The organism is Georgenia sp. H159 (assembly GCF_035607575.1).
Taxonomy (GTDB): Bacteria; Actinomycetota; Actinomycetes; order Actinomycetales; family Actinomycetaceae; genus Oceanitalea.
In genome coordinates this window covers 483,154-507,797 of the sequence record NZ_JAYDZY010000001.1, presented here as the reverse complement: position 1 = coordinate 507,797, position 24,644 = coordinate 483,154, and the positions used below count along the sequence as shown (strand labels likewise).

Genomic DNA, 24,644 nt, shown 5'->3' with positions numbered 1-24,644 from the left:
GCGGGGGGCGCCGTTCAGCGCAGCGCGTCGGGGACCCTGTCGACGACCTCCTTGAGCCGCTGGGCCTGCGCCGTCGTCGTGACGAGCAGCGCGTCGGGGGTGTCGACGACGACGGCGTCCGGGACGCCGAGCAGCGCGACCAGTCGCTCGCCACCGGGCACGACGACGGATCCCGGGCTGGCGAGGACCAGGGCCAGATCCTCGTCGCCCAGGTGCGTCACGCCGTCGGGGCCGGCGGGGAGCAGCGCACCGAGCGAGCGCCAGTCCCCCACGTCGTCCCAGCCCAGCTCGGCGGGGACGACGGCCACGCCACCGTCCGCCGCGACGGGCTCGGCGACGGCATGGTCGATGGCGATGCGGGTGAGCCGCGGCCACTCGCGGGCGAGCACCTCGGCCCGCTCGGCGGTGTCCCAGGCACGGGCGATCGCGACCAGCCCGTCGTGCAGCGGCGGCTGGAGCCGCTCGAGGTGCTCGAGCAGCACCTGTGCCCGCACGACGAACATGCCGGCGTTCCAGCGGTACCGCCCGGTGGCGAGGTACTCGACGGCGGTCGCGGCGTCGGGCTTCTCGGCGAAGGACCGGACGCGCCTGGCCGAGGGCGCCCCCTCGAGGGGTGCTCCGGACTCGATGTACCCGAAGGCCGTGGAGGGGTGGTCGGCCGCGATCCCCAGGGTGACGACGAACCCGGCACGAGCGACGTCGACCGCCTCCCGGACCGCGGCGTGGAAGGCCGCGGGGTCACGCACGACGTGGTCGGCCGCGAAGGAGCCGACGACGACGTCCCCGTGACGCTCCCTGAGCAGCGCTGCCGCCAGCCCGATCGCGGCCATCGAGTCGCGCCCGGACGGCTCGGTGAGCAACGCCGTCGGCGGCAGGTCGGGCAGCTGGGCCCGCACCGCCCCCGCGTGCGCCTCCCCTGTGACAACGACCACCCCGTCCGGACCGGTGAGCGGGAGCAGCCTGTCCCACGTGCCCTGGAGCAGCGTGCGACCGCTGCCGGTGAGGTCGAGCAGGAACTTGGGGTGGGCGCGGCGGGACAGCGGCCACAGCCGCGTGCCGGCACCACCGGCGGGCACGACGGCGTGGAACCCAGCGATCGAGGACATGTGCGCAGCCTAGACAGCGGGCGCCGCCCGGCCGGGGCCATGGTCCCGACCATCGCAAAGAAGTGGATACGATGCTGGGGTGTCCACCACTCACACTGCAGCGCGGCAGGCTATGGGTCGCCGCACGACGGTCACCCTGAAGATCGTCATGGCCGTGACCGGGATCATCTTCCTGCTCTTCGTGCTGGCCCACATGTACGGGAACCTCAAGGCACTGTCCGGGCAGTCGGCCTTCGACGACTACGCCCACCACCTGCGGGTGCTCGGCGAGCCGCTGCTCCCCTACTCGGGCTTCCTGTGGATCATGCGGATCGGCCTCATCGTCAGCCTGGTGCTGCACGTGTGGAGCGCCCTCCAGCTCAACCGCCGCAACCGCGGCGCGCGGAGCCAGAAGTACGTGATGAAGAAGTCGGTGACGTCGACGCTGTCCTCCCGCACGATGGGGTGGGGCGGGCTCGCGCTGCTCCTGTTCATCGTGTTCCACATCCTGCAGTTCACGACCCTGACGATCGAGGTCGGCGGCTCCTTCGACAGCCCCTACGACCGGCTCGTCGCGGCCTTCGAGACCTGGTGGCTGCTCGCCATCTACGTCCTCTCGATGATCGCGCTCGGGATGCACCTGCGCCACGGCGTGTGGAGCGCGGTGCAGACCCTGGGCTGGTCCAACCGCAAGCGCCAGCCGGCGATCAAGGCCACCGCCCTGGTCGTGGCGCTCGTCGTCGTCGTCGGCTTCCTCGTCCCGCCGCTCGCCATCGCCTTCGGCCTCGTCTAAGACTGCGGAGTAGTGCACCCCATGACTGACCAGCTCATCGACGGCCTCTACCGTGAGGGCGCTCCGATCGCCGACACCAAGGCCCCCGGCGTCCCGATCGAGCGTCGCTGGCAGGAGCGCCAGTTCGGTGCCCGGCTCGTCAACCCGGCCAACCGTCGCAAGCTCAGCGCCATCATCGTCGGCACCGGGCTGGCGGGGGCCTCGGCCGGCGCCACGCTCGGCGAGGCCGGCTACCAGGTGAAGTCCTTCTGCTACCAGGACTCCCCCCGCCGCGCGCACTCGATCGCCGCGCAGGGCGGCATCAACGCCGCCAAGAACTACCGCAACGACAACGACTCGGTCTTCCGGCTCTTCTACGACACGGTCAAGGGCGGCGACTTCCGCTCCCGCGAGTCCAACGTCTACCGCCTGGCCGAGGTCAGCGCGAGCATCATCGACCAGTGCGTCGCCCAGGGCGTGCCCTTCGCCCGGGAGTACGGCGGGCTCCTCGACAACCGCTCCTTCGGCGGCGTGCAGGTCTCCCGCACGTTCTACGCCCGCGGCCAGACCGGCCAGCAGCTCCTCATCGGCGCCTACCAGGCGCTCGAGCGGCAGGTCGCGGCCGGCACGGTGCAGATGTTCGCCCGCCACGAGATGCTCGAGCTCGTCGTCGTCGACGGCAAGGCCCGCGGGGTCATCGTCCGGGACATGGTCACCGGTGAGATCGAGACCCACCTCGCCGACGTCGTCGTGCTGGCGACCGGTGGCTACGGCAACGTCTTCTACCTCTCGACGAACGCGATGGGCTCGAACACCACCGCCATCTGGCGGGCGCACCGCAAGGGCGCGATGTTCGCCAACCCGTGCTTCACCCAGATCCACCCCACGTGCATCCCGGTCTCCGGGGACTACCAGTCCAAGCTCACGCTGATGAGCGAGTCGCTGCGCAACGACGGCCGCATCTGGGTGCCCAAGCGTGCCGAGGACTGCGACAAGGACCCGCGCGACATCCCCGAGGAGGACCGCGACTACTACCTCGAGCGGATCTACCCGGCGTTCGGCAACCTCGTCCCCCGTGACATCGCCTCCCGTCAGGCGAAAAACATGTGTGACGAGGGGCGCGGCGTGGGCCCCGCGGTGGACGGCGTGCGCCGCGGCGTGTACCTCGACTTCGCCGAGGCGATGAGCCGCATGGGCCGCAAGGCGGTCGAGGCCAAGTACGGCAACCTCTTCGACATGTACAAGCAGATCACCGGGGAGAACCCCTACGAGGTGCCGATGCGCATCTACCCGGCGGTGCACTACACGATGGGCGGCCTGTGGGTCGACTACGACCTGCAGTCCACCATCCCGGGGCTCTTCGTCACCGGCGAGGCGAACTTCTCCGACCACGGCGCCAACCGGCTCGGCGCCTCGGCACTCATGCAGGGCCTCGCGGACGGCTACTTCGTGCTGCCGAACACGATCAACGACTACCTCGCCGACGGGCCCTTCGAGAAGGTCCCCGAGGACCACCCCGCGGTCCTCGAGGCACGGGCGGCCGTGACCGACCGGATCGACCGGCTGATGAACGCGGGTGGCAAGCGCTCGGTGGACTCCTTCCACAAGGAGCTCGGGCTCATCATGTGGGAGTACTGCGGGATGGAGCGCACGGCCGAGGGCCTGCGCACCGCCGTCGAGAAGATCCGGGCGCTGCGCGAGGAGTACTGGCGCGACGTCAAGGTCCTCGGCTCGGCCGACGACTTCAACCAGTCACTGGAGAAGGCGCACCGCGTCGCCGACTTCCTCGAGCTCGGCGAGCTCATGTGCATCGACGCCCTCCACCGCCGCGAGTCGTGCGGCGGGCACTTCCGCGCGGAGAGCCAGACGGAGGACGGCGAGGCCCTGCGGCACGACGACGAGTTCGCCTACGCCGCGGCCTGGGAGTGGGCCGGGGCCGGTGAGGCACCGGTGCTCCACAAGGAGGACCTCGTGTACGAGTACGTCGAGATGAAGCAGCGGAGCTACAAGTGAGAATCACCCTCAAGGTCTGGCGCCAGCCCAACGCCGCCACCCGCGGCCGGATGGTCGACTACCAGCTCGACGACGTCTCGGAGGACATGTCCTTCCTCGAGATGCTCGACGTCCTCAACGAGCAGCTCATCGAGAAGGGCGAGGAGCCGGTCGCCTTCGACCACGACTGCCGCGAGGGCATCTGCGGCTCGTGCGGCCTCATGATCGACGGCGTCGCGCACGGGCCGGAGGTCACCACCGTCTGCCAGCTGCACATGCGCTCCTTCTCCGACGGCGACACCATCACCGTCGAGCCGTGGCGCGCGGACCCGTTCCCGGTCATCAAGGACCTCGTCGTCGACCGCTCCGCCTTCGACCGGATCATCCAGGCCGGCGGCTTCGTCTCGGCCAACACCGGTGCGGCCCCCGACGCGCACGCCACCCCCGTGCCCAAGATCGACGCCGACGCCGCCTTCGAGTCCGCCGCGTGCATCGGCTGCGGCGCCTGCGTCGCGGCCTGCCCGAACGGGTCCTCGATGCTGTTCACCGCCGCCAAGGTCACCCACCTCGGTCGGCTGCCCCAGGGTCAGCCGGAGCGCCACGGGCGGGTCGTCTCGATGGTCGCCCAGCAGGACGCCGAGGGCTTCGGCGGCTGCACGAACATCGGCGAGTGCGCGGCCGTGTGCCCCAAGGGCATCCCGCTGGACACGATCAACCAGCTGAACTTCGACCTGCGCACGGCTCTTCGCGCCGGTCACTGAGCACGACCGGCCCCCACCCGGACCGGGCCGTCGCGTGCTCGGGCCGCGTCAGCGACGGGGCGTCTCGCCGCGGGCCTCGCGGCGCCGGGCCGCGCGGTCGACGTAGGCGTCCTTGCGGGCGTGGCGACGGTCGCTGCGGCGGTGCTTCCAGCGACGAACCCGTCCGACGAGCCCGCCCCAGTGGTCCTCGCGTTCCCGGGCCTCGGCGAGGATGCGGTCCTCCTCCCGTCGCCGCTCCGCCGTCTCGCGCCGCGCGGCCAGCACCTGCTGCCCCTCCTCCCCGAGGTGCTCGAGGTCCGCGGCGAGGGTGGCTTCCCGGACGTCGTCGGCGGCCTCCACCGTGCCGGTGATCGCCTCGTACTCCCACTCCAGCGTGCGCGGCGCCGAGAGCGTGACGTAGTTGGGGTGCTCGTCGAAGTTCGTCGTCGCCGGGTCCTCCGGCTTCGGCGGTGCGGGCGGGTTCGCGGTCCATGCGGCGATCATCAGGGTGACCCGGGACAGCAGGTTGATCCACAGGAGCAGCGTGATGAGCGCCGCGGCGGTCGCCAGGATCGGGTCGTCGGCGCCCCCGACGAGCGTGGTGCCGAAGGCGCGCAGCACCCCGGAGGCCACCCCGCCCATCACGGCACCGACGAGGAGGTCGCGGCCGGGCACGTGGACTCCGGCGAGCACCCGGAAGAGGAGCACGAACACGAGGGCGTCGACGACGAAGGCCGCGAGGAAGCCGGCGATCCGCAGCGCGACCGACGCGACGGTCCCCTCGATCCCGATGAGGCCGAGCACCCAGCCCCCGGCCGTGCCGGCCGCGATCCCCAGGGCCGCCGTGAGCACGACGGCGAGCATGAGCGTGAGGAACCCGCCGAGGTCTCGCACCCGGGTGAGCACCGGGCTCTCCTTGGGGGTGACGATCCCGAACATCGCCCGGATCGACCGCTTGAGGGCGTTCATCACCGTGATGGCGGTCCACAGCAGGACCGCGGCTGCCCCGATGCTCGCCGGGTTGAGTGCGGTCTCGAGCATGAGGTTCTCCGGGGCGACGAGACCCCCGTTCGTCCCGGTGTCGATGATGCCCGGCAGGGCGTCGTTCACGCCGTCGAGGACGGTCTGGCGCAGCTCGGCGTTGTTGCCGAGCACCGTCATGAAGACGGTGTACCCGATGGTCAGCGCCGCGAAGACGGAGAACAGCGCGGAGTAGGTGATGCCCCCGGCGAGCAGACCGCCGCGGGCCTTGGCGTACCGGGCCAGGCCGCGTCCGGGGCGCGAGTGCTCCCACCACGACAGCAGCGCCTTGAGCCGCTCGCCGAGGGTGGGCTTGTCGGTGCGCTGCGCCGCGGTGCTCATGGGGCAACCCTAGGGACGGACCCGTGACGCGGCATCAGCGCGGTCATGACCCCGCGGGTGCGCCGATGTGGAGGGAGGTCTCGTCCACAGGCCCGGACAGAAGTCTGCTGTCGGCGAGAAGGGAGGGGGGATGGTCGGCGATGTTCGGTTGTGTGCTTTTTGGTGGCAGACTGGTAATTATGAGCGCCGAGGGACCCGACTCCCCACCGCTGCTGGCCCGACAGCGCCAGCAGCAGATTCTCGCGGCTGTCGGTCAACACGGCGGGGTCCGGGTCGCCGACATGGTCGAGCAGCTCGGCGTCTCGGAGATGACCATCCGTCGCGACATCACCATCCTCGTGCGCCGCGGGCTGGTCGCCCGCGTCCACGGGGGCGCCGTCGCACCCAGCCGCTCGGCGCTGGAGCCGGCCTTCGCCGTCAAGGAGGGGCAGCACCAGGCGGAGAAGGCCCGGATCGGTGCCGTGGCCGCGTCGCGCGTCGAGGCCGGCGACGCCGTCGCGCTCTCGGCGGGGACGACGACGCTCGCCGTCGCACGCGCGCTCACCGCCCACCCGGACCTCGCCACGCTCACCGTCATCACCAACTCCCTGCCGGCCGCGGACGTCCTCCACCGGGCCTCCATGCAGGCGCGGGAGAACTCCCGACCGAGCCCGACGATCGTCCTCACCGGCGGGGAGCGCACACCGTCGGACGCCCTCGTCGGCCCGGCGACGGTGGACTACCTGCGCGCTGTCCGGGTGGACTGGGTGTTCCTCGGGGCCCACGGCTTCGACCCGGCCGTCGGCCTCATGACCCCCAACCTCCAGGAGGCCGCGACCAACGCCGCGCTCCTGGCGACGGGACGCAGCGCCGTCGCCGTCCTCGACGCGAGCAAGTGGGGGGTGCGGGGACTGCGCTCCTTCTGCGGGGTCGAGGACCTCGCCGCCCTCGTCACCGACACCCGGCCCGACGAGGAGACCCTCGCGGCTGCCACCACCTACGACTTCTCCCTGGAGATCGCCTCAGATGACTGACACCGTGCGCAAGACCCGTGGAACCCTCGCGGACGGACGCGAGATCATCTACTTCGACGACTCCGAGCCCTACGTCTCGGGCGGGGCGACGAGACGGCTGGACGACCCGCGGCCCCTCCCCGACCGCTTCGCCCCCGTCGAGGGGCACGACGGCCGGACGCGCGCGGTCACCGGGCCGGAGATGCGGTGGGACGTGCTCACCGGCGAGTGGGTGGTGATGGCCGCGCACCGGATGAACCGGACCTTCCTGCCGCCCGCCGACGCGAACCCGCTGGCACCGGCCAAGCCGGGCGCCACCTACCAGGACGGGGAGATCCCGGACACCGACTACGACGTCGTCGTCTTCGAGAACCGCTTCCCCTCGCTCCTGCGCATCCCGGGCCAGGCCGACGAGGCGTGGTACGTCGACGGGGAGGAGCTGTGGCCGGCCCGACCGGCCGCCGGGCGCGCGGAGGTCATCTGCTTCTCGCCGGACCCGGCCGGCTCGCTCGCGACGGTCGGCACCCGGCGGCTGCGCACGGTCATCGAGGCGTGGGTGGACCGCACGCGCGAGCTCTCCGCCCTCCCCGGCGTGGAGCAGGTGTTCTGCTTCGAGAACCGTGGCAGGGAGATCGGGGTGACGCTCCACCACCCGCACGGCCAGATCTACGCCTACCCCTACCTGCCGCCCCGGACCGCGCAGATGCTCGGCCAGGCGCGGGCGCACCGGGCGCGCACCGGCCGGAACCTGCTGCGCGACGTGCTCGAGGCCGAGCTGCGCTCCGGACGGCGGGTGGTGGCCGAGTCCGCGCACTGGGTGGCCTACGTCCCCGCCGCGGCCCGCTGGCCGGTCGAGGTCCACCTCGCCCCCCGCCGGGACGTCCCCGACCTGCCCGCGCTGCAGGACGACGAGCGCGCCGACCTCGCCACGATCTACCAGCGTCTGCTGCGGGCCGGTGACCGGTTCTTCACCACGGGTGAGGGGGAGGACGCCCGCAGCGTCCCGCTGCCCTACATCTCCGCCTGGCACCAGGCCCCGGTCCACGAGGGACGGGACGACCTGCGCCTGCACCTGCAGCTGTTCTCGATCCTGCGCGCGCCCGGCAAGCTGAAGTACCTCGCCGGCTCCGAGTCCGGCATGGGCGCCTGGATCGGGGACACCACCCCCGAGACCATCGCCGACCGGTTCCGCGAGGCGCTGCGATGACCGCTCGGCTCCTCCCCGCGTGGACCGCCGACGACGGCGCACACCGTGCCGCCGACCTGTTCGGCGCGACCTTCGGTGCGGCGCCGGAGGGCGTGTGGTCGGCACCGGGGCGGGTGAACCTCATCGGCGAGCACACCGATTACAACGGTGGCCTGTGCCTGCCCGTCGCCCTGCCGCACCGCACCTTCGTGGCCCTGCGGCCGCGTGAGGACCGGACCGTGCGGCTCGTCTCCGCCCAGGAGAGCGGGACACGCTCGGTGTCCCTCGACGACGTCGGGCCGGGGACGGTCGAGGGCTGGCCCGCGTACGTCGTCGGCGTCGCGTGGGCGCTGGTGGCGGAGGGCCTGGCCTCCCGGGACCGCGCGGTCGGCTTCGACGTCGCGGTCGACAGCTGCGTGCCGTACGGGGCCGGGCTCTCCTCGTCCGCGGCGCTCGAGTCCGCCGTCGCGATCGCGCTCGACGACGTGTGGGGGCTGGGCCTCGGCGCCGACGACGCGGGCCGCTCCCGACTCGCCGCAGCGTGCGTCCGCGCGGAGAACGAGGTGGCCGGGGCGCCCACCGGCGGCATGGACCAGTCCGCGTCGCTCCGCGCGCAGGAGCGCCATGCGCTGCTCCTCGACTGCCGGGACGGCGGCACGCGGCAGCTACCCTTCGACCTGGCGCCCGTCGGGCTCGAGCTGCTCGTCATCGACACCCGAGCGCCTCACGCGCTGGTCGACGGGCAGTACGCCGAGCGGCGGGACAGCTGCGAGGCGGCGGCCCGGCAGCTGGGGGTGGCGACGCTGCGCGAGGTCACCGACCTCCAGGGCGCGCTGTCCGCGCTCGACGACCCGGTCGTGCGCCGCCGGGTCCGCCACGTCGTCACGGAGATCGAACGCGTCGCACGGTTCGCCGAGCTGCTTCAGGGCGGTCCCCTGGACGCCGAGCGGGTCGCCGGGCTCGGCGCACTCATGGCGGGCTCGCACGTCTCCATGCGCGACGACTACGAGATCTCCTGCGCGGAGCTCGACCTCGCCGTCGACACGGCCACCGCCGTCGGCGCGCACGGCGCCCGGATGACCGGCGGTGGCTTCGGCGGCTCGGCGATCGCGCTGCTGCCCGCCGGGAGCGCCGACCGGGTGGCCCGCGAGGTCACCGACGCGTTCGCCGCAGCCGGCTTCGCCCGGCCCGCCTTCCTGCTCTCGCCCGCGAGCGCCCCGGCCGCGGCGGTGTCCGCGACGAGCGGGTAGCGGCGCCGCGCGCCGGCCGGAGGCACCCGCGCTCGGCGCCACGCCTCGCTCCGGCCACCGGGCCGGTGACCGGAGGGGGGAGAGGTTGTGCGGGACGTCAGATTGACTCACCAGGTGAGTCAATCTGACGTCCCGCGACGAGGTCCCCCGTCGGCCCGCTCCCGGTCGAGACCGGTGGCGCCCACCGGGGCGGGCGAGCGTGGCCGGCTGGAGCGGCGCGCCGGGTCGGAGGCAGGGATGGCTGCCGCGCCGGGTCGAGAGCCGGGGAGTGGAGCCGCGTCGGCTCAGGTCGCGCGCGCCACCGCGAGGGAGTCGCTCGCCGCCCGCTCGGCGGTGGGCACGAGGTCGACGACGACGGGCGCGTGGTCGGAGAAGCGCTGGTCGTAGGCCGGGGCGCGGTCGACCACCGCCTCACGCACGAGCTCGGCGACCCGCGGGGTGGCGAGGAGGTAGTCGATCCGCCAGCCGGCGTCGTTGTCGAAGGCCTTCCCGCGCATCGACCACCACGTGAACGGGCCGGGGCCCTCCCCTCCCAGGCGGCGCCCGAGGTCGACCCAGCCCAGCTCGTCGAACCAGTGGTCGAGGTAGGCGATCTCCGCGTCGAGCACCCCGGAGGTCCGGTTGTAGTTGCTCTTCCAGTTCTTGATGTCGACGGGCCGGTGCACGATGTTGACGTCCCCGCCGACGACGACGTCCCGCTCCCCCGCCGCCGCCTGCCGCGCGAGCTCGGCGAGCCGGGCGGTGACCTTGTCGAGGTGGGTGTACTTCGCCGCCATCCGCTCCGGGTCGGTGGCGGTCCCCGAGTGGACGTACACGGACGCGAGGGTCAGGGGCCGGTCGCCGCCCGGGACCTCGACGTCCAGCTCCACCCACCGCCCGGTGTCCACCGGTGGCTCGTCGGTCCCCAGCCCCACCCGCACCGCCGTGACCGGCAGCCGGGAGGCGACGGCGACGCCGGCGCGGCCCTTGATGTCGCTGGCCTGGTGGGCCACGTGCCAGCCGTCACCGAGCAGCTCCTCGAGCACGTCGTCGGGGGCGCGGACCTCCTGGAGGAGGAGCAGGTCGGGGGTGCGGCGGGCCATCCACGCGTCCATCCCCTTGCGGTAGGCGGCGCGGATCCCGTTGACGTTGACGGTGGCAATTCTCAGCATGCCTCCATTCTCACCGAGCCACCGACATCGCCGGACAGCGGGGCCCGCGGCCGTCGTGGCCGCGAGCCCCGCTGCCGGAGCGGTGCCGCCTCCTCAGGGGGTCCGACGCACCCCCAGCGTGTCGGTGTGGTCGCCGTCCCAGTCACCGACGAGGGCCTCGTCCGTCGCGCGGCCGAAGACGACGATGATGTCCGCGTGCCCGTCGCTCAGCGTGTTGCGCATGTGGTACTCCGCCCCCCGGCGCACGGCCATGGTGTCCTGCCCGTCACCGTCCCAGTCCCCGGCCAGCGTGACGTCGCCCGGTCGCCCGAAGTGGAACACGGTGTCGGCCGGCCCGGACGTCATCGTGTTCCGGACGTGGTACGCGGTGCTCCGGCGCACGGCGAGGGTGTCGCGCCCGTCGGCGTCCCAGTCACCGACGACGACGGCGTCGCCCTCCCGGCCGTAGTGGACCACCACGTCCGCCTCCCCGCCGCTGAGGGAGTTCTTCACGAAGTAGGCCCTCCCCCGGCGCACGGCCAGGGTGTCGACCTCGTCACCGTCCCAGTCGCCAACCAGGACGTCGTCGCCGGCCCTGCCGTAGGTGAACTCCCAGTCGGCCGGACCCCCGCGCGGGTGGTTGTTGACGAAGTACCGGGCGCCGCGACGCACCGTGATGGAGTCGGCGCCGTCACCGTCCCAGTCGCCGATGAGCACCTCGTCGGTGTGCCGCCCGTACATGAAGGCGTAGTCCGCAGCACCACCCTGCCAGCCGTTGGTCAGGAAGAACCCGTACGCCTGCCCCGGGTCCTGCGGCCCCGCGACGCCGGAGGGCCGCACGACCATGGCGCTCCCGCCACCCGACCGTTCCGGCTCGGCGGCCGCCTGCAACCGGCCGCCCGGCAGGAAGGCCACGCCGGTGACGTTGCCGAGCGTGTCCGTGGCATCGACCTGGTGGCCGCGTGCCCGCAGCGCGTCCCCGAGCGCCGTGTCGTGGATCCCCGCCTCGGCCAGCGTGGCCGTCGTGTTGCGGTTCGACAGCCGGGGTGCCGCGATGGCGTCCGGCAGCGACAGGCCGAGGTCGAGGTGGTTGACGGCCACCTGCAGCACCGTGGTGATGATCGTCGATCCTCCGGGCGACCCGAACGCGGCGACCGGTGAGCCGTCCTCGCCCAGCACGATGGTCGGGCTCATGCTGCTGCGTGGCCGCTTGCCCGGCGCCGGCGCGTTGGCCGGGTGCTCGGGATCGGGCTCGAAGTCGGTGAGCTGGTTGTTGAGCAGGAACCCGTACCCGGGGACGGCGATCCCGCTGCCGCCGATCTGCTCGATGGTGAAGGTGAAGCTCACGACGTTGCCCCACCGGTCGGCGACCGTGAGGTGCGTCGTCGAGCCGGGCCCCTCGTCCGAGCCGGCGTCCGCAGCCGCCCCGTCGGTCCCGTCGTACGGCCAGGGGTCGCCCGCCGGCACGGGGCGGGGCAGCGCGTCCTCACCGATGAGCTCGCGGCGCTCGTCGGCGAACTCCTGGGAGAGCAGCCCCGTCAGTGGCACGTCGACGAACGCGTCGTCGCCCACGTAGGCGTTGCGGTCGGCGAAGGCGACCGCCGAGCTCTCCGCCACCTGGTGGAGCACCTCCTCCGGCGTCAGGTCGGCGAGGTCGACCCCCTCGAGGATGTTCAGCGCCTCACCGACGGTCGAGCCGCCGCTGGACGGCGGGCCCATGCCGTAGACCTCGAACCCGCGGTAGTCCACCATCGTGGGCTCCCGCTCGAGGGCCTCGTACGCGGCGAGGTCCGCGAGGGTCATCGCGCCCGGGCGCACCGGACGGTCGGCGTCCTCCACGACGGGCGGGTTGGTGTTCGTCGCGACGATCGCCTCGGCGATCTCCCCCTCGTAGAACACCGAGGGCCCGTGCTCGGCGAGCAGCCGGTAGGTGTGCGCGAGCTCCTCGTTGGTGATGACGGTGCCCGGTTGCGGCGCCTCGCCGTCGACGAGGAAGGTCTCCGTGGTAGACGTGAAGTCGCGGAAGACCTCGAGGTTGTCCTGGGTGCGGGACTGGTACTCGGCGTCGACGACGAAGCCGTCCTCCGCGACGGCGGTGGCGCGTTCCAGGACGCGCTCGAGCGGCATCGTCCCGTGCTCGGACAGCGCCAGCTCCCACCCGTGGACGAGCCCGGGCACGCCCTGGGACAGGCCGGAGACCCGGCGCTCCTGGAACGGGATCGGCTCGCCGTCCTCGAGGAAGACGTCCGGCTCCATCGCCGCCCACGCCTCCTCCCGCGAGTCGATGGTCGTGACCTCGCCGGTGTCCGCGGAGTAGATGACCATGAAGCCACCGCCGCCGATGCTGCCGTCGTAGGGGCGCGTGACCCCGAGCGTCGCCGACGCCGCGACGGCGGCGTCGACCGCGTTGCCGCCGGCACGCAGGATCTCCAGGCCCGCGAGCGAGGCGTACGGGTCGAGCGAGGCGACCGCACCGTCGTACCCGGTTGCGGTCGCCTCCTTGTCGTACTCCTGCGGCAGGCCGTGTGCGGCCGGTGCCTGGGCACCGACGAGCAGTGCCGACACCAGCAGTGCGGGTAACAGTGACGTGGCCGTTCTCCCCGGCCCTCTCCACGCGTGTGACATCGTCGTCCTCCGTTGGATCGGGGACCCCCGTGGCCCCTCCGGTGCCGGGCATGCTACTGCCGCCCTCAGCGCACGGGACACCCCCCGGGACGGGTGATCCGAGGGTGGTCGGGCGGCCACGCCCGGCGGCTGTCAGCGGCCCAGGATCAGCCCGGGACGGGCCGCGCCGAGCACGACGACCGTCTGGACGACCGCGATCGAGCCGGCCAGCACGAGGACGAGCTCCCAGCCCGCAGTGCCGCCGACCCAGCCGGCGAGCAACGGCCCGCCGGCGGCGATCCCGTAGCCGACGGTCTGCGCCATCGAGGACAGCTGGGCGGTGTGGCCCGGGTGCGCGGTCCGCAGCCCGAAGAGGCTGAGCGCGAGCACGAGGGCACTGCCCGAGCCCACGGCCGCGAGCGCGACCCACAGGAGCGCAGCTCCGGGGAGGAGGTAGAGCCCGGTCATGGCGGTCACCGAGAAGAGGCTGATCCCCACGCCCAGCCCTCGAAGGTCGGCCCGCCCGCGCATGAGGACGGTGAGCAGCAGCCCGGAGACCATGCCGACGACCTGGTAGACGAACAGGTGCCACCCGGCGGCGCGGGGGTCCAGGCCGAGCTCCGCCTCGACCGTCGGCAGCCACGTGACGAGGATGTAGAAGACGCTGGACTGCAGCCCCATGAAGACGCTGACGAGCCATGCGCTGCGGCTGCGCCACATCCGGGCGACGACCGGTTGGCGGACCCCTCCGGGCGCCGCCGCCGTCGTCGGGCCCGGCTGCGGCGGTGAGTTCCTCGCCCGCACCACCCAGAGCACCGCGACGACGGCGACGACGCCGGCGAACGCCGCGAGCGGCAGCCGCCAGCCGCCGCCCCACGCGTCCGAGACGGGGACGGCCAGCCCCGACGCCGTCGCCCCCGTCGTCGTCATGACGGCGGTGAAGCAGGCGGTGACGAGCGCGATGCGGTGCGGCTGCTCGCGCTTGATCACCGCCGGGGCGAGCACGTTCCCGGCGGCGATGGCCACGCCGAGCCCCGCTGTGCCGACCCACAGCGCCCCCGGCACGGGCAGCGACCGCAGCACGACGGCGGCCGCCAGCACCATGAGGGCGACGGCGACGACCCGTTCCGGCCCGAAGCGCACGGCGGGCCGGTGGACGAGGGCCGAGCCGATCCCGAAGCCGATGACCGGTACCGCGCCGAGGAGCCCGAGCGCCGTCGTGCCCAGTCCGGTGTCCGCGCCGATCCGCTCGATGAGCGGCCCGACAGCGGTCACGGGCGCGCGCAGGCAGACCCCGAGCAGCAGGACGGCGACCACGGCAGCGACGGCGGTGCGCCGCTCCGGGCCGGGTCTGGCCAAGTCAGGCCTGCTCGGCGGCGTCCACGACGTTCGCCAGCAGCATGGCGCGGGTCATCGGACCGACGCCTCCCGGGTTCGGTGAGAGCCAGGCGGCCACGTCGGCGACGCCGTCGGCGACGTCCCCGCGCAGCCGTGCCTTGCCCGTCTCGGGGTCGACGACGCGGCTGACCCCGACGTCGAGCACCACCGCGCCCGGACGGACCATGTCCGCGGTGACGATCCCCGGGACGCCCGCCGCCGCGACGACGACGTCGGCCCGGCCGACGTGGGCGGCGAGGTCACGGGTGCCGGTGTGGGTGAGCGTGACGGTCGCGTTGACGTCCTTCCGGGTGAGGAGCAGGCCGATGCTGCGTCCGACGGTGGTCCCCCGGCCCACGACGACGACGTGCGCGCCCTCGAGGTCGACGTCGTACCGGTCGAGCAGCTCGAGCACCCCGCGAGGCGTGCACGGCAGCGGGCTGGTGACCGGCTCCTTGACGCGAAGCACGAGGCGGCCCAGGTTCGTCGGGTGCAGGCCGTCGGCGTCCTTGGCGGGGTCGATCCGCTCGAGGACGGCGTTCGTGTCGACTCCCGCGGGCAGCGGGAGCTGGACGATGTACCCGGTGCACGCGGGGTCGGCGTTGAGCCGGTCGACCGCCGCGAGGATCTCCTCCTCGGTCGCGGTCGCCGGCAGGTCGACGCGGATCGACTCGATGCCCACCTCGGCGCAGTCGCGGTGCTTGCCCGCGACGTAGCTCCGGGAGCCCGGGTCGTCACCGACGAGGACGGTGCCCAGCCCGGGGATCACGCCTCGCTCGCGCAGCGCGCCGACCCGGGTGGTGAGCTCGCTCCTGATCTGCGCCGCGGTGGCCTTGCCGTCGAGGATGCGCACGGTCACTGCTGCAGGCCCTCGTAGAGCGGGAAGGTGTCCGTCAGTGCCTTGACGCGTGCGCTCAGGGCGGTGACGTCGGCCGACGCCCCCTGGGTCAGGGTGGTGGCGATGATGTCGGCGACCTCGGTGAACTCGGCGGCGCCGAACCCGCGCGTGGCGAGGGCCGGCGTGCCGATCCGCAGGCCGGAGGTCACCCGCGGCGGGCGCGGGTCGAAGGGCACCGCGTTGCGGTTGACGGTGATGCCGGCGGAGTGGAGGAGGTCCTCGGCCTGCTGGCCGTCGAGCGCCGAGTCGCGCAGGTCGACGAGCACGAGGTGGACGTCGGTGCCCCCGGTGACGACGGAGACGCCGGCCTCGCGGACCGCGGGCTCCATGAGCCGCTCGGCGATGATGCGGGCACCCTCGAGGGTGCGGCGCTGCCGCTCCGCGAACTCCTCACCGGCCGCGACCTTGAGTGCCACCGCCTTGGCGGCGATGACGTGCATGAGCGGGCCGCCCTGCTGGCCGGGGAAGACCGCGGAGTTGAGCTTCTTGCCCAGCTCCTCGGCGTCGCGGGACAGGATCATGCCGGAGCGGGGGCCGCCGAGGGTCTTGTGGATCGTCGTCGAGACGACGTCGGACTCGGCGACCGGGTTCGGGTGCAGACCGGCGGCGACCAGGCCGGCGAAGTGCGCCATGTCGGTCCACAGGTAGGCGCCGACCTCGTCCGCGATCGCGCGGAACGCCGCAAAGTCCAGCTGCCGCGGGTAGGCGGACCAGCCGGCGATGATGACCTTGGGCCGCTCGGCGAGCGCCTGCTCGCGGACCTGGTCCATGTCGATCCGGTGGGTCTGCTCGTCGACGCCGTAGGCGGCGATGTCGTAGAGCCGGCCGGAGAAGTTGATCTTCATGCCGTGGGTGAGGTGGCCGCCGTGGGGCAGCGACAGGCCTAGCACCTTGTCGCCGGGGCGGGCGATGGCGTGGAGCACCGCCGCGTTGGCCGTGGCGCCGGAGTGCGGCTGGACGTTGGCGTACGCGGCACCGAAGAGGGACTTCGCCCGCTCGATGGCGAGGTTCTCGGCGATGTCGACCTGCTCGCAGCCGCCGTAGTACCGGCGGCCCGGGTAGCCCTCGGCGTACTTGTTGGTGAGCACCGACCCCTGGGCCTGGAGCACCGCGCGGGGGACGAAGTTCTCGCTGGCGATCATCTCCAGCGTCTCGCGCTGGCGGACCAGCTCGCCGTCGAGGACGGCGGCGATCTCGGGGTCGAGCTCGGACAGCGACTGGTCCGCGACCGGACGGGTCTCGGTGGGCTGGCTCATGGTTCCTCCGCAAGTCTCACTGGTTGACGCACGCCGGAGCATGCAGTGCCGGTGACCCTCGGCCCAGGCGGGCGACCTGAGGTCTGCGTGGTTCGTCGCTCCCCGGTGGTGATCCACCTGTGGCGCCAGTCGCGACAGTGACCAAGCCTAACGCCTCCGGCGGACGGTGCGGTCAGTCGCTCGGCTCGTCCTCACCGAGGATGCGCCGCAGGTAGGCGTAGGTGAGGTCCCCGGTGTGCTGGTCGTACTGGTGCTCGTACCCGTGCTTCGCGTACATCGACAGGTTCTGCTTGGAGTCCTGGCCGGTGAACACCCAGACCTCCTTCGTCTGCTCGGGCAGGTACTCGAGCACGGCCATGAGCAGCTGGGTCCCCAGCCCCTGACCCTGGAGGTCGGGGACGACGGCGAGGCGGCCGAGGTTGGCCCGCTCGCCCTCGAGCTCCACCCGGATCGACCCGACGAGCCGCGTCCCGAGCCACGCGCCCAGGGTGACGACGTCGGGCCGCTCGAGGTCCGTGCGGAGTTCCGCGAGGGTCTGGGTCAGTGCCGGGATGTTGGGGTCACCGTAGAGCTGTGCCTCGGTGACGAAGGCCGCGCGCCGCACCGTGAGCAGCTCACCGGCAGCGTCGTCGTCGACCACATCGATACGAACGTCGTCCATGGCGTCATCCTCGCACCACGCACCCGACGTCGCGCACAGGTCCACCCAGCGATCCCCCCGCCGAGAGCGGAGTTGTTTCCGGCGGTCGGCCAGCCCCGCGCTCCCCTCTCGCCGAGAGCGGAGTTGTTTCCGGCGGTCGCCCCGCTTGCTCGGACAACAACTCCGCTCTCGGCGCCGGGACGAGGGTGTGCGCCCGTTCGCGGGCGACGCCGGTTTACGGGGGGCGCCAGTTCGCGGGGGCGGCGGGGCTAGCGGAAGACGACGGTGCGGGCGCCGTCGCGCAGGACGCGGTGCTCGGCGTGCCAGCGCACGGCGCGGGCGAGCACCCGACGCTCGACGTCCTCACCGAGCGAGACCATCTCGCGCTCGTCGTCGCTGTGGTCCACCCGCTCGACGTCCTGCTCGATGATCGGGCCCTCGTCGAGGTCCGCGGTCACGTAGTGCGCGGTCGCCCCGATGAGCTTGACGCCCCGCTGGTGGGCCTGGGCGTAGGGCCGGGCGCCCTTGAAGCTGGGCAGGAAGGAGTGGTGGATGTTGATGACCCGGCCCTCGAGCTTGCGGCACAGGTCGTCGGAGAGCACCTGCATGTAGCGGGCGAGGACGACGAGCTCGACGTCGTGCTGCTCGACGAGCTCGAGGAGGCGGGCCTCGGCCTGCGGCTTCGTCTCCCTCGTCACCGGGATGTGGGTGAAGTCGTAGCCGTAGAAGTCGGCCATCGACTCGAGGTCACGGTGGTTGGAGACGACCCCGACGACGTCGATCGGCAGCCGCTCGTTGCGCTGCCGGTACCCGAGGTCGCTGAGGCAGTGACCGGCCTTCGACACGAGGACGAGGGTCCGGACCGGACGGCCGACGACGTCGAGCTGCCAGTCCATCTCGAAACGTCCGGCGAGCTCGGTGAGGACCTGCTCGAGCTCCTCGCGGGGAGCGGCCGTCTGGACCTGGACCCGCATGAAGAACAGGCCCGTGGACGGGTCACCGAACTGCTGGGACTCGGTGATGTTCCCGCCGTGCTCCGCGAGCAGGCCGGCCACGGCACTGACGATGCCGGGCCGGTCGGGGCAGGACAGGGAGAGAACCAGGTGCTGGTCGCCGTCGTGGGTCACCCGGCAGAGGCTAGCCGACCCGGCGGTGCCGCCTCACCCCGGTCCGCCGCCCGGGCGAGGGGCGCCGACGACGTCGTGTGGGGTTCGGGTCCTCCCGGGACCCGAACCCCACACGGTGCGCCGGGCGCGGTGCGCGGGTGCGTCCGTGCTCGCCCTGCCGTCCGCTAGGCCCGACGACGGGTGGCGAGAAGCGTGGCCCCGGCCAGGAGGAGGAGCAGCGCGACGACGACGGGCACCGCCGCGTCGAGGCCCGTCTGCGGCAGCTTCCCGCCGGGAGCCCCGTCGTCGCCGTCACCCGGCCCGCCGCCGGGACGGGCGGGCGGGTCGGTCGGGTCCGTCGGGTCGACCGGCGGGTCCGTCGGGTCGACCGGCGGGTCCGTCGGGTCGACCGGCGGGTCGGTCGGGTCGACCGGCGGGTCGGTGGGCGTCGGCGTCGGCTCGTCCTGCTGCTCGACCAGCACTGCCACCGTGCGCGCCGGGACCGTCACCGTGCCCGTCTCGGCGTCCCACACTGTTGCCCGGACGACGTCGTCGGCCCCGGCGACCTGCACCGGAGAGAGCGCGAGCCCACGCCCGGCGAACCCCTCGACCTGCTCGATGACCGGCTCGGGTGAGGCGTTGAAGACCGCGAGCACGCTGTCCAGTGCCGGGTCGACGTCACTCTCCCCCGCCGTGTCGTCGATCGCCATGACGAGCAGCCCCGGCGTCGCATCGGGTCCGGAGCCCGGGAAGGTGACCTTCTCGTGGATGAGCTCGGCCGAGCCCAGGCGGAAGAGGTCGGTCGAGAAGCGCAGCTCGAGCAGGTCCTGCGCCATCGCCGCGGACCGGGCGATGTCCTCGGGCGTCGGGGCCAGGTCCGGGTCGGCGAGCAACGGCCGCATGATCTCCCACGCGTCGGCGTTGTCCTCCGCGGGCGGCAGGCCCACACCGACGTTGTTCGTCTGCATCGACCAGTCGAGCCGGTTGAAGTGGTCACCGGAGTTGTAGCTGTTGCGGTCCAGCGACTTGGAGCGCAGCAGGTCGGTGCCCGCGTGCCAGAACGACGGCGTCTGGGCCAGCGCCGTCGTCGCCAGCGACAGCGTGTTCATCCGCACCCGCTCCGCCATCGACGTGTCGACCGGCAGCTTGAGGGTGAGGTTGTCGAACAGCGTCTCGTTGTCGTGCGCGTCGACGTAGGTGACGACCTCGTCGGGCTGGGTGGCGTACCCGGCGGGCTGGCCGTTGTAGTCCAGCTGTGCCCCGGTCTGCTCCTCACCGGCCGCGGTGACGAAGGAGAAGTCCGCGAGGTTGCCGGCCAGCCCCAGTCGCACGAGGTCGGTCTGGTGGGCCAGACGCGCTGCCTGCTCCTCCGGCGTGCCCTCGGCCACGGCATTCGGGTCGGTGAAGGACCCGGACCCGAAGCCCTGGATGGTGCGCTGGTCCTCGTCGAAGGGTCCGCCGCCACGGACGGCGTCACGCAGCCGGTCGGAGAACGTCCCGATGCCGGTGCCGCCGAGCTGGCCCTGGATGGCCTGGGTGAAGCGCGCGTTGCCGGTGACCTCGCCGAAGTCCCAGCCCTCGCCGTAGACGTAGACCGACTCGCCGTCCACGCCGTCGTCCGCGAGCGTCAGGGAGTCCAGCGCCTCGCGCACGGCCAGCATGTTGTCCACCGAGTGGTGGCCCATGAGGTCGAAGCGGAAGCCGTCGACGTGGTAGTCCGCGGCCCAGGTGACCACGGAGTCGACCATGAGCTTCTCGGCCATCTCGTGCTCGGTGGCGACGTTCTGGCAGCAGGTGGACGTCGTGACGTTCCCGACGGCGTCGAGCCGGTGGTAGTACCCGGGCACCACGCGGTCGAGGACCGACAGCTCGGCCTGTCCGGAGGAGTTGGTGTGGTTGTAGACCTTGTCGAGCACCACCTGCAGGCCGACGTCGTGCAGGCCGCCGATCATGGTGCGGAACTCCGCGACGCGGTCCCCGCCGTGCTGGGAGCCGTCGGCGGCGTAGGAGCCCTCCGGGGTGGAGTAGTGCAGCGGGTCGTAGCCCCAGTTGAAGCCGTCGAGGTCGCGGACCTCGCTGACGGCGGCCTGCTGCTCCTCGGAGTCCGGCGCCGCGTCGGGGACCTGCGGCTCCACCCGCTCGGAGCGGTCCTCGTTGATGGTGGCGATGTCGAACGTCGGGAGCAGGTGGACGGTGTTCATGCCCGCCTCGGCGAGGTCGCGCAGGTGGGTGACACCGGCGGAGTCCTCCAGCGCGAACGCGCCGTAGGTGCCGCGCAGCTCCTCGGGGACGGTCTCGTCGCTGATCGAGAAGTCGCGCACGTGCAGCTCGTAGATCGTCCGGTCGACCGGGTCCTCAACGACGGGCGCCGGGGTCTCGGCCCAGATCTCCGGTGCCCACTGCTCGTCGTCGAGGTCGAGGAGCACGGAGTGGGTGGAGTTCAGGGTCAGGCCCACCGAGTAGGGGTCGGTGACCTCGTTGACGAGGACCTCGCCCTCGTCGTCGACGTAGACCTCGACGGCGTAGCGGTAGGACATGCCCGTCCACCCGACGTCCCCGGTGACGGTCCACGAGCCGTCCGCCTGCCGTTCCATGGGCACGGTGTCCTGCGGCGCGGCCGCCAGGTCGGCACCCTCGTCCCACAGCAGGAGGTCGACGTCCGTGGCGGTCGGTGCCCACAGCGCGAGCGTGGGCACGCCGGCTGCGGACCAGTCCGCGCCGAGGGTGCGGTCGGCCGCCGCGCCGGCGTACAGGTCGTCGAGCACACCCGGGACCTGCAGCCCGGTGAAGGCGCTGGGTGTCTCCCCGTCGACCTGCAGCACCCGGAGCTGCCCGGTGAGGATCTCCTCGACCTGCTCGGTGGTGAGCCCCTCGACGGTCAGCGCGAGGTGGTCGGCCAGGTGCGGGAAGCGGTCGGCGAGCGCCTGCGGAAGCCCCTCACTGCTGAGGGTGAGCTGGGCCGAGCCGGCCCCTCCGGTGACGGTGCCGTCGACCACGTCGAGACCACCCTTGGGCGCCCAGTGCACCGACCACTCGAGCTCGGCGGGTGCCGCACCAGCGGGCAGCAGCGAGGTCGGCCACGCGATCGTCGTCTCGTCCAGCCAGTAGGCGGCGTCCTGCCCGGTGCCGGCCAGTGGCGGGTCGGTGACGTCGACGGTGAGCACGTGCGTGGCGATGTCGTAGCTGAAGGCGACGAGGTTGCCGGCCGTGGCGCTGAACGCGATGTTGTCCCCACCCGGCACGCCGTCCGCACCGTAGTTCTCGTCCCAGCTGCGGCCGTGGGCCACCTTGACCTCGTAGCTCCCGGTCGCCAGCTCCGTCGTCGACCACTCGTAGGTGCCGTCGCCGTCCGGGTCGCTCATCCACGTGGCCATGCAGTCGGGCTGCCAGTCACCGGGGCAGCCGACCTGGGCGTTGAACGAGCCCGGCAGCGTGACGATCGGGCCCTCGGCGGTGCTGGAGAAGTAGTGGGTCACCGGGTCGTAGAAGAAGGTGACCGGTCCGCCGTCGTGGGTGTAGGAGACGTTGTCCCCGCCGGGCACGCCGCCGGCGCCGTAGTTGACGTCCCAGCTGCCACCGACTGCGACCTTGTACTCGTAGCTGCCGGCCGGGATGTCGAAGGTGCCGGAGTAGATGCCGTCCGCTCCCAGCGTGAGTGCCGCCGCCGCGCAGTCGGACTGCCAGTCGCCCGGGCAGCCCATCGCGGCGTTGTGGCTGCCGGGGACGGTGACGAGGTCCCCGCCCGGCTGCTCGGCCCCGGAGGTGCCGTCGACGGCCTGGCCGACCGAGCCGACGGTCGAGGCCGCGACACGGTGGCCGGCGGCGTCGACGGACACGGCCCGGTACTCGACGAGGGTTCCGGTCGGCAGTGCGGAGACGTCGTGGAAGACCTGTGGCGCGTCGCCCTCGGCGGTGCCGAGCGGCGTCCAGTCCTCGGCACCGACGAGCCGGTAGGCGAAGGAGGTCTCCGCCCACACGTCGTCGGCGACGTCGGCGCTGACGGGGGCGACGCCGTCGAGCGCGCCACCGTGGGCGGGCAGCAGCGTGATCTCACCCGGCTCGTCCGGCGCACCGACGGTCCGGTCGGCCACGAGGACGACGGCGTCGAGGGCCGGCACGGTGAGCGTCAGCTGCCCGGACGCGTCCGCCGTCACGGGGCCGTGGTCACCGTGGAGCACGGAGTAGCTCGCGCCGGGAGTCAGCGTGGTGAAGGTGACGGTGGAGTCGCCGGCCTGGTTGTTCACGGCGACGACGTGCTCGACCTTGTCCTCGCGGTCCACCCGGGCGAAGGCGTAGACGCCGGCCCCGTCGGCGGCGTACAGCTCGATCTGCGCGCCGTCGGCGAGCGCCGGCGTGGTGGAGCGCAGCTCGGCGAGCTCGGCGATGTGGGTGTACAGCGGCACGTCGGTGTCGAACCGGTCCTGCGCCCCGATCTGGTCCCCGTGCAGCGTCCAGTCCTGCTGGTACTGCTCGACCTGGCTGGCGAAGAGCGACTGCCGTGCGTCCTTGTCCCCGCCCTGGCCGACGAAGCCCTGCTCGTCGCCGTAGTAGACGACCGGCTGGCCGCGGGTGAGGTACATGAGGGAGTGCGCGAGCATCGAGCGGTCACGCTCGTCGCCCGTGCCCTGGAGGAAGTAGCCGACGCGACCCATGTCGTGGTTGCCGAGGAAGGTCGGCAGGGCGTGCGCGCTCGTCGTCGGGGTCGTGTAGTAGGCGTCCGCGGAGAACAGGCCGGACAGGCCCTCGGCGGTGAAGCCCTTGGCGTAGTTGACGGCAGCGGACTGGTAGGCGAAGTCGAGCACGCCGTTCATGTCGGTGTTGCGCACGTAGGGGGACAGCAGGCGGGCGTCGGCGTCGTAGACCTCACCGAACATGAAGAACTCGTCGCGGCCCTGAGCGCGTGCGTAGTCGAGGACCTCGGTGGTCCACTCCTCCCAGAACTCCATGTTCACGTGCTTGGCGGTGTCGATGCGGAAGCCGTCGATGCCGAGGTCGACCCAGTCCTGGTAGACGTCGACGAAGCCCTCGACGACGGTGGGGTGCTCGGTCATGAGGTCGTCCAGGCCGACGAAGTCACCGAAGGTGACCGACTCGCCCTCCCACGTCGAGTCACCGCGGTTGTGGTAGAGCGTCACGTCGTTGAGCCACTCGGGGGCCAGGGTGATGTCCTCGTTCGGCACCGGCGTGTAGGGGAAGGACGTCTGGGCGTCCAGCTCCGGGAAGGTCCCGGTTCCCGCGTAGTCACCCGGGTCGAAGACGTTGCCCTCCGCATCGCGGTAGGGCGAGGTGGCCATGTCGATGTAGGAGTACTCGCCCTCCGCGTAGTCGATGACGTCGGCGGTGTGGTTGGTGATGATGTCGAAGTAGACCTTGATGCCGCGGGCGTGGGCGTCGTCGATGAGCGCCTCGAGCTCGGCGTTCGTGCCGAGGTGCGGGTCGATCTGCGTGAAGTCGGTGATCCAGTAGCCGTGGTACCCGGCCGAGGCGTTCGCGCCCTCGCCCTGGACGGGGTTGTTCTTGAACGACGGGGTGAGCCAGATCGCCGTCGTGCCCAGACCCTGGATGTAGTCGAGGTTCTCGTGCAGCCCGGCGATGTCCCCGCCGTGGTAGAAGCCCTTGTCCGCTGGGTCGAAGCCGTGGTCCAGACGGTCACCGTCGAGGCCACCGGTGTCGTTCGCCTCGTCGCCGTTGGCGAAGCGGTCGGTCATGACGAAGTAGAACTGCTCGTCGGAGCCCGGCTGGCGCACCGGCTCGGTGACGAGGGCGTCGTCGGCGTCGGTGTGCCCCTGGTCCAGCCCGACCACCTCGAGGGCGACGAGGCCGTCGGCGTGGTCGAAGGTGAAGCGCAGGTCGGTCTCGCCGGCGAGGTGGAGCGCGTAGTTCGCCTCCCCTCCCCCGACGCCGTAGGCCTCGTCCCACGAGCCACCGACGGTGACCTTGTACTCCCAGCTGCCCGCGGGCACGGTGAGCTCGGCCGCATAGACGCCCTCGGTCCCCGTGGGCTCGAGCGCGGTGTCGGTGCAGTCGGGGGCCCAGTCGGCCGGGCAGCCGAGCTCGGACTGGAGGTCACCGGCGACGACGACGAGCGTGTCGTCCGCGGCAGCGGGCAGCGCGGTCGTGGCGGCGGCCAGACCTGAGGCCACCAGACCCGCGGCTGCGAGCAGGGCGACGGCGGCGCGCGGGCGAGCAGATCTCGCGGACATGGGACTCCCTCGTCTCCAGATGATCGGTGTCCGCAGCCTAGACCCGCCTGA

Annotated in this window: 16 protein-coding genes and 1 riboswitch; of the genes, 6 read left to right on the top strand and 10 right to left on the bottom strand. The window is 72.4% G+C overall.

Annotated features, from left to right (window positions below; genetic code table 11):
- Positions 1-14: 14 nt before the first annotated feature.
- A complete protein-coding gene (locus tag VR894_RS02380; protein ID WP_324649704.1) occupies positions 15-1,106 on the bottom strand; it encodes a mannose-1-phosphate guanylyltransferase in 1,092 nt (363 codons plus the stop codon).
- Between the two features lie 79 nt (positions 1,107-1,185).
- On the opposite strand from VR894_RS02380, the gene VR894_RS02375 reads away from it, so the two are divergent.
- Genes VR894_RS02375 through VR894_RS02365 form a run of 3 tightly spaced genes read left to right on the top strand, consistent with a single transcriptional unit; the run spans position 1,186 to position 4,610 of the window.
- Complete coding sequence (locus VR894_RS02375; RefSeq protein WP_324649703.1) at positions 1,186-1,878, top strand: succinate dehydrogenase cytochrome b subunit; 693 nt, start codon at positions 1,186-1,188, stop codon at positions 1,876-1,878.
- A 21-nt stretch (positions 1,879-1,899) separates the two neighbouring features.
- Entirely contained in the window at positions 1,900-3,870 is a 1,971-nt protein-coding gene (locus VR894_RS02370) for a fumarate reductase/succinate dehydrogenase flavoprotein subunit (protein WP_324649702.1), read from the top strand.
- Complete coding sequence (locus tag VR894_RS02365; protein WP_324649701.1) at positions 3,867-4,610, top strand: succinate dehydrogenase/fumarate reductase iron-sulfur subunit; 744 nt, start codon at positions 3,867-3,869, stop codon at positions 4,608-4,610. Before VR894_RS02370 ends, VR894_RS02365 begins: the two co-directional genes overlap by 4 nt.
- Before the next feature lie 48 nt (positions 4,611-4,658).
- Here the strand turns inward: VR894_RS02365 and VR894_RS02360 are convergent, their stop codons facing one another.
- On the bottom strand, positions 4,659-5,951 hold the full coding sequence (locus tag VR894_RS02360; protein ID WP_324649700.1) for a YihY/virulence factor BrkB family protein: 1,293 nt from the start codon (positions 5,949-5,951) through the stop codon (positions 4,659-4,661).
- A 179-nt stretch (positions 5,952-6,130) separates the two neighbouring features.
- On the opposite strand from VR894_RS02360, the gene VR894_RS02355 reads away from it, so the two are divergent.
- Genes VR894_RS02355 through galK form a run of 3 tightly spaced genes read left to right on the top strand, consistent with a single transcriptional unit; the run spans position 6,131 to position 9,379 of the window.
- Positions 6,131-6,964 carry a DeoR/GlpR family DNA-binding transcription regulator gene (locus tag VR894_RS02355; RefSeq protein ID WP_324649699.1) on the top strand — a complete coding sequence of 278 codons (834 nt, stop codon included), beginning with the start codon at positions 6,131-6,133 and terminating at the stop codon, positions 6,962-6,964.
- Positions 6,957-8,150, top strand: coding sequence for a galactose-1-phosphate uridylyltransferase (gene galT / locus VR894_RS02350; RefSeq protein WP_324649698.1), 1,194 nt, complete (start codon positions 6,957-6,959; stop codon positions 8,148-8,150). Before VR894_RS02355 ends, galT begins: the two co-directional genes overlap by 8 nt.
- The gene (galK, locus tag VR894_RS02345) at positions 8,147-9,379 is read left to right on the top strand and encodes a galactokinase (RefSeq protein WP_324649697.1); all 1,233 of its coding nucleotides are present in this window, start codon (positions 8,147-8,149) and stop codon (positions 9,377-9,379) included. The genes galT and galK overlap by 4 nt, the downstream gene beginning before the upstream one ends.
- Before the next feature lie 284 nt (positions 9,380-9,663).
- Here the strand turns inward: galK and VR894_RS02340 are convergent, their stop codons facing one another.
- From VR894_RS02340 to pulA, 8 genes are all read right to left on the bottom strand, one after another.
- Positions 9,664-10,530 (bottom strand): exodeoxyribonuclease III, encoded by an 867-nt coding sequence (locus VR894_RS02340; protein WP_324649696.1) that lies wholly within the window; start codon positions 10,528-10,530, stop codon positions 9,664-9,666.
- A gap of 93 nt (positions 10,531-10,623) precedes the next feature.
- Positions 10,624-13,074 carry a gamma-glutamyltransferase gene (gene ggt / locus VR894_RS02335; RefSeq protein WP_324649695.1) on the bottom strand — a complete coding sequence of 817 codons (2,451 nt, stop codon included), beginning with the start codon at positions 13,072-13,074 and terminating at the stop codon, positions 10,624-10,626.
- 192 nt (positions 13,075-13,266) lie between these two features.
- Entirely contained in the window at positions 13,267-14,472 is a 1,206-nt protein-coding gene (locus VR894_RS02330) for an MFS transporter (RefSeq protein WP_324649694.1), read from the bottom strand.
- 1 nt (position 14,473) lies between these two features.
- Entirely contained in the window at positions 14,474-15,349 is an 876-nt protein-coding gene (locus VR894_RS02325) for a bifunctional methylenetetrahydrofolate dehydrogenase/methenyltetrahydrofolate cyclohydrolase (protein ID WP_324649693.1), read from the bottom strand.
- Positions 15,346-16,644, bottom strand: coding sequence for a serine hydroxymethyltransferase (gene glyA, locus VR894_RS02320; RefSeq protein ID WP_324649692.1), 1,299 nt, complete (start codon positions 16,642-16,644; stop codon positions 15,346-15,348). Before glyA ends, VR894_RS02325 begins: the two co-directional genes overlap by 4 nt.
- A gap of 54 nt (positions 16,645-16,698) precedes the next feature.
- Positions 16,699-16,787: riboswitch (ZMP/ZTP riboswitch) on the bottom strand.
- A 29-nt stretch (positions 16,788-16,816) separates the two neighbouring features.
- Positions 16,817-17,305 carry a GNAT family N-acetyltransferase gene (locus tag VR894_RS02315; protein ID WP_324649691.1) on the bottom strand — a complete coding sequence of 163 codons (489 nt, stop codon included), beginning with the start codon at positions 17,303-17,305 and terminating at the stop codon, positions 16,817-16,819.
- Between the two features lie 248 nt (positions 17,306-17,553).
- The gene (gene purU, locus VR894_RS02310) at positions 17,554-18,411 is read right to left on the bottom strand and encodes a formyltetrahydrofolate deformylase (RefSeq protein WP_324649690.1); all 858 of its coding nucleotides are present in this window, start codon (positions 18,409-18,411) and stop codon (positions 17,554-17,556) included.
- A gap of 164 nt (positions 18,412-18,575) precedes the next feature.
- Entirely contained in the window at positions 18,576-24,593 is a 6,018-nt protein-coding gene (gene pulA / locus VR894_RS02305) for a pullulanase-type alpha-1,6-glucosidase (protein ID WP_324649689.1), read from the bottom strand.
- Between the last annotated feature and the right edge of the window lie 51 nt (positions 24,594-24,644).

Coding starts and splice junctions, on each gene's coding strand:
- VR894_RS02340 (WP_324649696.1), bottom strand. CDS start 10,530: ATGCTGAGAATTGCCACCGTCAACGTCAACGGGATCCGCGCCGCCTAC.
- pulA (WP_324649689.1), bottom strand. CDS start 24,593: ATGTCCGCGAGATCTGCTCGCCCGCGCGCCGCCGTCGCCCTGCTCGCA.
- VR894_RS02370 (WP_324649702.1), top strand. CDS start 1,900: ATGACTGACCAGCTCATCGACGGCCTCTACCGTGAGGGCGCTCCGATC.
- VR894_RS02355 (WP_324649699.1), top strand. CDS start 6,131: ATGAGCGCCGAGGGACCCGACTCCCCACCGCTGCTGGCCCGACAGCGC.
- VR894_RS02360 (WP_324649700.1), bottom strand. CDS start 5,951: ATGAGCACCGCGGCGCAGCGCACCGACAAGCCCACCCTCGGCGAGCGG.
- VR894_RS02380 (WP_324649704.1), bottom strand. CDS start 1,106: ATGTCCTCGATCGCTGGGTTCCACGCCGTCGTGCCCGCCGGTGGTGCC.
- galT (WP_324649698.1), top strand. CDS start 6,957: ATGACTGACACCGTGCGCAAGACCCGTGGAACCCTCGCGGACGGACGC.
- VR894_RS02315 (WP_324649691.1), bottom strand. CDS start 17,305: ATGGACGACGTTCGTATCGATGTGGTCGACGACGACGCTGCCGGTGAG.
- galK (WP_324649697.1), top strand. CDS start 8,147: ATGACCGCTCGGCTCCTCCCCGCGTGGACCGCCGACGACGGCGCACAC.
- glyA (WP_324649692.1), bottom strand. CDS start 16,644: ATGAGCCAGCCCACCGAGACCCGTCCGGTCGCGGACCAGTCGCTGTCC.